General features: G+C 51.0%; 6 protein-coding genes. All 6 read right to left on the minus strand.

What is annotated here, in order from left to right:
- Positions 1-113: 113 nt before the first annotated feature.
- Positions 114-968, minus strand: coding sequence for a diaminopimelate epimerase (gene dapF / locus HPS55_RS10010; protein WP_172177736.1), 855 nt, complete (start codon positions 966-968; stop codon positions 114-116).
- Positions 969-1,349: 381 nt separating this feature from the next.
- Positions 1,350-1,592, minus strand: a complete 243-nt coding sequence (locus HPS55_RS10015; protein ID WP_172177734.1) for a GlsB/YeaQ/YmgE family stress response membrane protein — start codon at positions 1,590-1,592, stop codon at positions 1,350-1,352.
- Positions 1,593-2,245: 653 nt separating this feature from the next.
- Positions 2,246-3,592, minus strand: coding sequence for a glutamate synthase subunit beta (locus HPS55_RS10020; protein WP_172177733.1), 1,347 nt, complete (start codon positions 3,590-3,592; stop codon positions 2,246-2,248).
- 161 nt (positions 3,593-3,753) lie between these two features.
- Positions 3,754-8,322 carry a glutamate synthase large subunit gene (gene gltB, locus HPS55_RS10025; protein ID WP_172177731.1) on the minus strand — a complete coding sequence of 1,523 codons (4,569 nt, stop codon included), beginning with the start codon at positions 8,320-8,322 and terminating at the stop codon, positions 3,754-3,756.
- 227 nt (positions 8,323-8,549) lie between these two features.
- Positions 8,550-9,920: an RIP metalloprotease RseP gene (gene rseP / locus HPS55_RS10030; protein WP_172177729.1), complete on the minus strand. Its 1,371-nt coding sequence runs from the start codon at positions 9,918-9,920 to the stop codon at positions 8,550-8,552.
- 453 nt (positions 9,921-10,373) lie between these two features.
- Positions 10,374-10,829, minus strand: a complete 456-nt coding sequence (locus HPS55_RS10035) for a transposase (protein ID WP_172177727.1) — start codon at positions 10,827-10,829, stop codon at positions 10,374-10,376.
- Positions 10,830-11,040: the final 211 nt, after the last annotated feature.

Genomic DNA, 11,040 nt, shown 5'->3' on the forward strand with positions numbered 1-11,040 from the left:
CACTCTGCTCATTTGGATTGGCGAAAACGTTCATATTCATGCGCGTTTTCTCGCCATGGCAGAACTGAAACAAGTTTCACTCTGCTCATCTGGCTTAACGAAAACGTTTGTATTCATGTGTATTCCGTCTCTCCGTCGAAAACGAATTCTGCAGGTCCGGTCTTGTATACATGTCCGTCGGTCTCGTCCCAGCGGATGTCAAGTTCACCGCCGTCCATCACGATGGTGCAGTGGCGCGGGGAGCGTCCTGTCAGTGCGGCTGCTACGGCGGTGGCACAAGCACCGGTGCCGCAGGCCATGGTGATGCCGCTGCCGCGTTCCCACACTCGTGTGCGGATGTTGCCGTTGTCCTCAACTTCGGCAAACTCGATATTGCAGCGTTCGGGGAATAGCGGATGATGTTCCAGTATGGCCCCATAGCGTGCAATATCGATGTCGTCGATGTTATCCGTGAATATTACAAAATGAGGGTTGCCCATAGATACGAATGTGCCTCGGAATGTACGGTCGCCGGCTTCCACTTCGCCGTCAGTCATTGTTCCGTCGGTGGTGGCCAATTGGCTGCGGCATGTCAAGGTGGGAGCGAGCATGTCCACCGTCACGCTTTCTGTCGTGCCGTCAACTCTCAAATGCAGACTCAACGTCTTTATGCCAGAGAGTGTCAGCAGACGTATCTCCGTAAGGTCTGTCAGTCCCTTGTCGTGCAGATATTTGCCGATGCATCGCGATGCATTGCCGCACATCATGGCTTCCGAACCGTCGGCATTGAAGATTCTCATGGAGAAGTCGGCTTCGGGTATTGGCGATTTGTCTATAAGCACCAGTCCGTCACTGCCGATGCCTTTATGGCGGTCGCTCCATTTTACGGCAGCCGCCTCAGGATTGTCTATACCGTACAGCGAGGTGTCTACGTATATATAGTCGTTGCCGGCTCCGTGCATCTTGGTGAACTTGATGGTTTTGCTCATTTTGGCAGTCTTTATACCTTAATACATTATATTTTAATTTCTTGTGTTGCAAAGGTACAATGATTTGAAAGAAAAGTCTGCGGACAAGTTACCGTTTTTATATACTTTTATGTCTGTTGTTGCAATTTGTAACAGGAATCCTTTATATCGGTTACAGTTTAAAGCCAAATTGTGCTTAAAATTGTCTATGTGTAAACAATGGCCATTTGATGATGATATTATGACTGTGTACGGTTGGTTTTGCTGTCATAATGGTATTTTCCTGCTTTTATAATGGTGTATTTCATGGTCGGCAATGGAATGGCATAATGTACAAAAGGTTATGGCGCTTCGGGACAATTGTTCCGAAGCGCCATAATCAGATAAACCAAAACACCTCCTTTAATCTTTTTTGAACAATGATGCAATTGATAAAATGACTACCGCACCTACTACGGCCGTACACAACTGACCGAGGATACCTCCCCACGACAGACCTATGAAGCTGAACAGCCAGCCGCCTAAGGCACCGCCGACAACACCCAGTATGAGGTTGATGAGACAGCCGTAACCGCCGCCGCGCATAATCTTACCGGCCAAGAATCCGGCCAGAATACCAATGATGATAGAACCTATTAATCCCATAACTACTAACTTTTAAAACGTTAAACAATTTTTTTACAATTCTCTCTCTTTATTTGTTCTGACATATTTCTTTTGTGTCTCAATGATGTTGCAAAAGTAATAAAGGAAAGCGTTATTGCAAAAAATAAACAGATAAGGATAATCAAAAAAGGTTTATCTTTGATTATACAAACATAAATTAACTTGGAGCACAATATAAGATGAAAGACGTTGTATGATTTCAGGATTATATAAATACCGGATTATGTGTGCGCCTTGAAAAGGCAGCAAGCACATAGCCCGGGGCAGAGCGTAGCGGCACCCCGGGAGTCAAACATCGCCAATCCCCGCGCCCTGCAAGGGCAAAAGCATAAATACACAAGCAAAATATGAATCGTAAGTGTTTGATGGCTAATGCTTTTGCCCTTTCAGGGCGCGGTTGGGAATACGCTATCCCCGGGGTGCCGCTACGCTCTGCCCCGGGCTATGTGCTTGCTGCCTTTTCAAGGCGTACACATTCTTATTTCCAAAAATGGTTTTCATCCAAGGCGCACCTACTACGATTTCCAAACATGGCATATAGAGGTGGTACGGGCCGTATGGAAACGGGGTCTGATCCCATTATATATTATTATGTCAATTCCGGCTGATTAGCCGTTGTTTTTTTGTTCGTATTACTTGTTGGTGGCGTTCAGGTAATTGTCAATGTCTGCGGCTGCCTTGCGCCCTCCGGCCATGGCACGTACTACGAGCGAGGCCCCCGTGGCGGCATCTCCGGCGGTGAATACATTGTCGGCGAACTGCGGCATTTCGGGTTTGACGAATCCCATAGCCAGCAGTGCAAGTTCGCATTTTATCACCTCAGGTTTGCCGGCAGGCTCCATGATAGGGCGACCGCCGTCGGGATTGGGCTTCCATTTTATTTCCTGCACTTTCACACCTGTCAGGCGCCCGTCCTTACCGATGAATTCCAATGTGTTGACGTTCCATCGTCGGGTGCAGCCTTCTTCATGGCTCGATGTGGTCTTGAACGTACGGGGATAGTTGGGCCACGGGTTGTGAGGGTCGTCGGGACCGACGGGCGGTTTGGGCATGATCTCTATCTGTGTCACGCTGCGGCAGCCTTGACGGTGGGCCGTGCCGATGCAGTCGCTGCCCGTGTCGCCGCCACCGATGACGAGCACGTCCTTGTCTCGGGCATTGACGAGTTCGTCTTTCTTGAAGTCGGTGCCGGCCAGTATACGGTTCTGCTGTGACAGCATGTCCAGTGCGAAGTGTACACCGCGCAACTCGCGTCCGGGAACGGGAAGATCGCGTGCCGTTGGGGTGCCGGTGGATACGACGTAGGCGTCGTAACCCTCGGGCAGTGACGTGAGATCTATGTCCTCGCCGTAGCGGAAGTCAATGCCCTCTTCGTAGAGCAGGTGCAGGCGGCGGTCGATGATGGCTTTGTTGAGTTTGAAATTGGGTATTCCGTAGCGCAGAAGTCCGCCTGCGTTCTCGCAACGTTCAAACACTGTTACGGCGTAGCCCATACGGTTGAGGCGGTTGGCAGCCACCAGTCCGGCCGGGCCGGCTCCTATCACGGCTACTCTTCGGCCGTTGCGCACGGGCTGTACCACGTGCACCAGATTCTCCTGAAAAGCCATTTCGGTGATGGCAGCCTCATTTTCGCGGTTTGTTGTAGGCTCGTGTGACATGAGATTCAGTACGCATGCCTTCTCGCATAATGCCGGGCAGATGCGTCCGGTGAACTCGGGGAAGTCGTTGGTGTCGTTGAGCAGGCGGTATGCTGTCTCATAGTCGCCTTTGCTCAGGGCATCGTTCCATTCCGGCGGCTTGTTGCCCAATGGACATGCCCAGTGGCAGAACGGCACGCCGCAATCCATGCAGCGTGATGCCTGCGTGCGGCGGTCCTTGCTGTTGAGCGTTTGTTCCACTTCACCGAAATCGTGTATACGGTCGTGTATAGGTCTGTATCCCGCTTCCTGGCGGTGTATTGTAAGGAATTTATTGTTCATGTTGAAAAATTACTCTATTTTTTATTCCACTCTTGTCATTATCGAAACAAGTTTCACTCTGCTTATCCGGTTTGATGAAAATGTTGGATTTCATTCTTCGTTTTCTCGCCATGGCAGAGTTTGAGCAAGCTCACTCTGCCCATATGGCTAACGAAAACGTTCTAATAATCCCTCTGCATGTCCGCTATCTTCTGTTGCAGTTTTTTCATCTGCTCTTCCTGTAACACGCGCTTGTATTCTATCGGAACCACTTGGATGAAGTCTTCGACATATCGGTTCCAGTCGTCGAGCATTGTGCGGGCCAGTTTCGAGCCGGTATACAGATAGTGCTGACGGATAAGTTCGTGCAGCTCTTTTCTGTATTGGCTGTCTTCCACGAGGTTTATCTCCACCATGTCCATGTTGCAGAAGTAGTCGAAATTGTGGTTCTTGTCCCATACGTATGCCACACCGCCGCTCATTCCTGCGGCAAAGTTGCGGCCCGTTTCGCCGAGCACCACTACTCGCCCGCCCGTCATGTACTCGCAACAGTGGTCGCCTGCGCCCTCGATGACGGCTGTAGCGCCTGAGTTTCTCACGCCGAAGCGCTCGCCCACTTTGCCGTTGACGTACAGTTCGCCGCTTGTGGCTCCATACAGACCGGTGTTGCCGGCAATGATGTTGTCCTCGGCAGGGAAGTTGCTTCGTACCGGCGGCAGTATCGCAATGCGTCCGCCGCTGAGACCTTTGCCGAAGTAGTCGTTGGTCTCGCCTTCAAGTTTGAAACTCACTCCGTTTACGAGGAATGCTCCGAAACTCTGTCCGGCTGAGCCTTTGAATTTCACGTTGACAGTGTTCTCCGGCAGTCCGGCCGAACCGTATTTGCGGGCGATGAGTCCGCTGAGCATCACTCCCGTCGCTCGGTCGGTGTTCTTGATGGTATAGTCGAGGTCAATTTCTTCACGTGTATCTATCGCGTGTTGTGCAGAGTGGATTATCCTTTGGTCGAGCACATCCTTGAGGTCGGCAGGAATGTCGGCCGTGTGATGCAGTACGTTGCCGTTGTCTGCACGATGGAGCAGACGGCTGAAGTCCAATCCCCTCTCCGTGTCACCCAATGGGAGATTTTGAGAACTGTCCGCAGGCTTTTCTCCCTTTGGGGGAATTAAGGGGGCTATCAGTTCTGTTCGTCCCACGATGTCTTCAAGCCTCGTATATCCCATCTCTGCCAGATATTCGCGCACTTCCTGTGCAAGGAATGTGAAATAGTTGACGAGATATTCATATCGTCCTCTGAAATACTTGCGCAGTTCCGGGTTTTGTGTGGCCACACCCATCGGGCATGTGTTCAGGTTGCATTTACGCATCATCACGCAGCCCAGGACGATGAGTGCCAGCGTGCCGAAACTGAATTCCTCGGCCCCGAGCAACGCCATCAGTATAACGTCGCGGCCCGTCTTCAGCTGTCCGTCCACTTGCAGGCGCACTTGTCCGCGCAGACCGTTCAGCACGAGCGTCTGTTGTGTCTCGCTCAATCCTATCTCCGGCGATATTCCGGCAAATCGCATGCTCGACGCCGGGCTGGCTCCCGTGCCGCCCTCGGCTCCCGATATTACAATCAGGTCGGCCTTTGCCTTTGCCACACCTGCGGCAATGGTTCCCACTCCACTCTCGGCTACGAGCTTTACGCTGATGAATGCCGTGGGGTTCACGTTTTTCAGATCGAAGATGAGTTGTGCCAGATCTTCTATTGAGTATATGTCGTGATGTGGCGGAGGAGAGATGAGCGATATGCCCGGTATCGAATGGCGTGTGCGGGCTATCACCTCGTTAACCTTGAATCCCGGCAGCTGTCCGCCTTCGCCGGGTTTGGCTCCCTGTGCCACCTTTATCTGTATCTCTTCGGCGTTGACCAGATATTCCGTTGTCACGCCGAAACGTCCCGACGCCACCTGCTTTGTCTTCGACGACAGCGGTATACCGTCGCGGGTGGCTGTGAAACGCTCGCTGTCCTCACCGCCCTCGCCGGTGTTCGAGCGTCCGCCTATCTTGTTCATAGCCATGGCTATCGCCTCGTGTGCCTCTTTGCTCAATGCTCCGAAACTCATGGCACCTACCACGAAGTGTTTCATGATAGCCTCCACCGGCTCCACTTTGTCGATGTCTATGGGATTGCGGCGTAGTCCGAAGAAATCGCGGATGAATATGGGTTTGTCCTTTTCGTCCACAAGGCGTGCAAACTCCTTGTATTTGGCGTAGCTGCCTGTGCGTGTGGCGAGTTGCAATGCGGATATTGTCTCGGGATTCCATGCGTGGCGTATGCCGTCCTTGCGCCAGTGAAACTGACCTTGGTTGGTCAGGGCTTCCGGATGATGGAACGGAGTTGTTGCAGAAGCCCCCGCAGGCACCTCCCCTTTGGGGATATTTAGAGGGGCTCCTGTTACCCTCACTATCGCGTCTTTTGCAATTTTCTCCAGTCCTATTCCGCCTATTGTCGACATTTCCGTGCCGAAATATGTCTTCAGCAGGCTTTCCGACAGGCCGATACTCTCGAATATCTTTGCTCCCCGATAGCTTCGTATGGTAGATATGCCCATCTTTGCCATAATCTTCAGCAGTGCTTTCTTTACGGCTTTTATGTAGTTGGCCTCGGCTGTCTCGTAGTTTTCCTGTATCTTGCCACGTTTTACGAGGTCGTCGAGTATGGCGAACGTCATGTATGGGCATAATGCCGATGCTCCGTAACCTAACAGCAGTGCTGCGTGCATCGTCTCGCGTATCTCGCCGCTCTCCACGATCAGGGCCGTCTGTACGCGTTTGCCCACCGATATCAGATGATGGTGTACGGCGCTCACAGCCAGCAGACTCGGTATTGCAGCATGCTCGCGGTCAATGTCGCGGTCGGTCAGAATTATGTAGTTGTAACCCTCGTCCACACTGTGTTCCGCCTCCTTGCACAGGTTGTCTATAGCCTCGCGCAGTCCGTCCTCGGCCTTGGCACATTCGAAAAGTATCGGCAGTTTGATGGTGTTGAACCCCTTGTAGCGTATGTTGCACAGTATGTCGAGTTGGGTGTTGTTAAGGATAGGGTGGGGCAGACGCACCATCTTGCAGTTCGACTCGTCGGGATTGAGTATTCCCGACCCCACGCGGCCTATATATTCGGTGAGTGACATCACCAGATTCTCACGTATGGAGTCTATGGCAGGGTTGGTCACCTGGGCAAACTGCTGGCGGAAATAGTTGAACAGCAGTTGCGGACGGTCGGACAATACGGCCAGCGGAGTGTCATTGCCCATGGCTGCCGTGGGTTCCTGTCCGTTGACGCACATCGGGATGATGGTACTGTCGATATCCTCGGCACTGTATCCGAACATCAGTTCGTGTTCCGTCAGGTTGGCTATGTCGTTTTGCACCTTGCGGCCGCTCTTTAGTTTCTCCAGTTGTATGCGGTTGGTCGACAGCCAGTGTCGGTACGGATGCTCGGCGGCCAGTCTTTCCTTTATCTCGCCGTCGTAGTATATGCGGCCCTCCTGAGTGTCGATGAGCAGTATCTTTCCGGGTTGCAGGCGCCCTTTCTCGGCAATTTCGTCCGGGTCGAAGTCCATCACGCCTACTTCCGATGCCACTACCATCATGTCTTTTTTCGTAATGGTGTATCGGGCCGGGCGCAGACCGTTGCGGTCGAGCATTCCGCCGGCATAGCGGCCGTCGCTGAATAGCAGTGCCGCCGGACCGTCCCACGGTTCCATCAGTATCGAGTGGTATTCGAAGAAGGCTTTCAGGTCTTCCGATATCGGGTTTTTGTCGTTGAAGCTTTCCGGCACCATTACGCTCATGGCGTGTGGCAGCGACAGACCGCTCATTACGAAAAACTCGAAAACGTTGTCCAGACTGGCCGAGTCGCTCATGCTGGGCTGGACGATAGGCGACAGCTGTCTGATGTCGCCCAAGGTCCCGGAGTTAAGCACACTTTCGCGGGCCTGCATCCATCCGCGGTTGCCGCGGATGGTGTTTATCTCACCGTTGTGTGCCAGCAGACGGAATGGCTGTGCAAGGCTCCATGTCGGAAATGTGTTGGTTGAGAAGCGGGAGTGTACCAGAGCGAGGCCACTCGTGAAGTAATTGTTGGTCAAGTCCGGAAAATACTGCCTCACCTGCATGCTCGACAGCATACCTTTGTATACAATGTTTTTGTTTGACAGGGAGCATATGTAGAAGTCTTTGTGCCGTATGCGTCGTTCGATGCGCTTGCGTATCATGTACAGTGTGCGTTCGAACACGCTCACCTTGTCGTCTGTCACCCCGGTGACGAATATCTGTCTGATGGCCGGCTCACTGTCAAGTGCGGCCTTGCCCAGACAGGCGGGATTGGTGGGAACGTTGCGCAGATGCATCAGTGAGAGTCCCTCGCGTTCAATCTCTTCTATCATCACCGACAGTATCTTCTGTTGGTCGCACTCATCTTTGGGCAGGAATACAAGACCTGTGCCGTACTTGCCTTTCTCCGGTACGGGGATTCCTTGAAGAAGAATAAACTCGTGGGGTATTTGGAGCATGATGCCAGCTCCGTCGCCGGTCTTGTTGTCGGCGCCTTCGGCACCGCGGTGTCTCATGTTTTCGAGAACTTTCAGGGCATTGTCCACCAACTCGTGGCTTTTGTTGCCGTGAATGTTGACCACCATGCCCACACCGCACGCATCGTGCTCGTATGCAGCATTGTATAATCCATTTGTCATATTTAGTTGCATTAAGTTTGCTTACTTCTCGAGAAAAGTTACATATTGCGTGCAAAATTACTTAAAATGGTAGCAATATGATAGCTTGCAGGCTTGATTAAAGCAACTTTTTGAACCGAAATGACAGATTGAAAGCAGATTGTCCGACTTAGCTTACAGTTGCATGCGATATAGCTTCAATATTCATGCAACTGTAAGCTACCGGTGAAATGTATCTTTTTTGTTGGCCTGGTTTTTGGTTACATCAGATGCAACCAGCGGAGGATGTCATTCAGATTGGCCATGACCATAAGCAGAATCAGTATGCCGAAACCTAAATATTCGGCCTTGATCATGAAGTTCTCGCTTGGTTTGCGGCGCGTGATCATTTCGTAGAGCAGGAAGAGCACATGACCGCCGTCGAGTGCCGGGATGGGCAGTATGTTCATGAATGCGAGGATGATGCTCAAGAAAGCCGTCATCTCCCAGAACGCATACCAGTTCCATGTTGCGGGGAACAGGTTGGCTATTGTTCCGAAGCCGCCTACCGATTTGGCGCCTTCGGCAGAGAACACATACTTCATGTCGTCGACATAGCCTTTCAGTATGCCGCAACCGTATTTCACTCCGGCAGGGAAACTCTCGAAGAATCCGTACTTTTTGGTTACAGGCTTGTAGAGTTCGGCCCAATGTTTTATAGTGAATCCCAACTTCAGGTCGGCCGAGAGGACCACGTCGGCCGTGTCGAGCCTTCCGGCGCGCTCGGTTACTATCGTAGCACGGCGCACTTTCATGCTGTCTGCCGGAGTCTTTGCCGTAACCATCACATCCATGAGGCGGCCGATCCGGTCGGTGAACTCGTTGTATGAGTCGATGGGCTTGCCGTTGAAAGCAACAATCCTGTCACCCTTTCTCATTCCGGCCTTCGCCGCGGCACTGCCCGGTATCACACTGTCTGTCACTGCCGGTGTTAGCGGAGCCATGAACTTTGGTTCGGTCTTGAGCATGCCGAGCAGGTTTATCTCGCCGGGCAGACTGATACTCATCGCCTTTCCGTTACGGATAATGTCGGCGCGGGTAGCTTCGGACAGGTCGCGGAACATGTCCATGCCATACTCCTTGAACTCTCCGTTTTCAGTTCCCACTACGATGTCGCCGTCGCGGAATCCGAGCTCTTTGGCTTCGCTGTTGAACTTCATTCCGTGGGTCATATCCTTTGTAGGGATATAAGTGTCTCCCCATGTGAAGAGCAGCATTGAGTAGATGAACAGAGCCAGCAGGAAGTTGACAAGTACACCGCCTACCATCACCAACAGGCGCTGCCATGCGGGTTTGGCGCGAAACTCCCACGGTTGCATCGGCTGTTTCATCTGGTCAGTGTCGAACGACTCGTCGATCATGCCTGCTATCTTGCAGTAGCCGCCCAATGGCAGCCATCCCATGCCGTATGTGGTTTCGCTGTTCTTAGGTTTGAACTCGAACAGGTGGAACCACGGGTCGAAAAACAGATAGAACTTCTCAACCCGTATGCCGAAAAGCCGTGCGAAAAAGAAGTGGCCGCCTTCGTGCAGCAGAACCAAGATTGATATGGCAAGCATAAACTGCAATGCCTTGATAAGTATTATTTCCATTTCTTTTGTTTTGATGTTCCTGTCACTTTTTTGAGATAGGATTTTTGTTCTTATTGGTTTACAATGATAATTTAAGTTTCTGTTGCTGAAATTAGTTGGAACTCATCTTCCGTTTTCTCGCCGCGGCAGATTCTGAGCAGGCTCACTCTGCCCATATGGCTTGACGAAAACGTTCGTCCGGAATAGTTATAGTTAAACATTTATACTGTAGAATCCTTTGCGCCCTGACATGTATCGGTTAAACGTTCATACTGTAGAACCTTTTTCTGACATGTATCAGTTAAACGTTCATACTGTAGAACCTTTTGTTTTCTGACATGTATCGGTTAAATATTCAAAACTGTTGAAACCTTTGCGCCCTGAAAGGGCAACAAGCACATAGCCCAGGGCAGAGCGTAGCGACACCCTGGGGATCGTGTATTGACAATTCCGCGCCCTGAAAGGGCAAAAGCTTTAATCGCTAAACACATATTTCTCGTCATATTCAATATCATATAATTTTAAGAACTCAATGTATTCGTCTTCAAATGTGAGCTTTTGGTGATGTTCACGTTGCCTTTCGATATATTTTAATGTCTTGTCTACCATTGATTGGCTTACTGAGAAGACGCCATAACCGCCCTGCCATGCAAACATCCCGTAATGAGGATCAATGGATTTTATCCATCTGCTGCTATTGCGCTTTGTCTCCTCTACCACATTTGATATGCACCCGTTTCTTGATAATAGAAACAGTATGTGGACATGGTCGCATGTACCTCCTACCCTTATCACCCTGCTTCCGGTTGTATTGACAAGCTGGCCTATATATGAATGTACACGTTCCAATTCTTCATCCCGTATCATGGGACTCGTTGTTCTGATATGGAAAATCAGATGGATGTATACTTTGCTTAATGATTGTGCCATTGTTTCATTATGCTTTTGCCCTTTCAGGGCGTTGATGATTGTTTTGTGATTTGATTCCCCAGGGTGTCGCTACGCTCTGCCCTGGGCTATGTGCTTGTTGCCCTTTCAGGGCGCATATATATATATCAGCAGTTCAGACCTTTCAATCATGCTTTCTTTGCATATCCGTTTCATCGTCATTTCGTTTGCTCATACAGGGCAGGGCGCATAT

Source organism: Xylanibacter rodentium (assembly GCF_013166575.1).
Lineage (GTDB): Bacteria > Bacteroidota > Bacteroidia > Bacteroidales > Bacteroidaceae > Prevotella > Prevotella rodentium.

Excerpts from the sequence above, each read along its gene's own strand:
- dapF (WP_172177736.1), bottom strand. The coding sequence starts at position 968 with ATGAGCAAAACCATCAAGTTCACCAAGATGCACGGAGCCGGCAACGAC.
- HPS55_RS10015 (WP_172177734.1), bottom strand. The coding sequence starts at position 1,592 with ATGGGATTAATAGGTTCTATCATCATTGGTATTCTGGCCGGATTCTTG.
- rseP (WP_172177729.1), bottom strand. The coding sequence starts at position 9,920 with ATGGAAATAATACTTATCAAGGCATTGCAGTTTATGCTTGCCATATCA.
- gltB (WP_172177731.1), bottom strand. The coding sequence starts at position 8,322 with ATGCAACTAAATATGACAAATGGATTATACAATGCTGCATACGAGCAC.
- HPS55_RS10020 (WP_172177733.1), bottom strand. The coding sequence starts at position 3,592 with ATGAACAATAAATTCCTTACAATACACCGCCAGGAAGCGGGATACAGA.
- HPS55_RS10035 (WP_172177727.1), bottom strand. The coding sequence starts at position 10,829 with ATGGCACAATCATTAAGCAAAGTATACATCCATCTGATTTTCCATATC.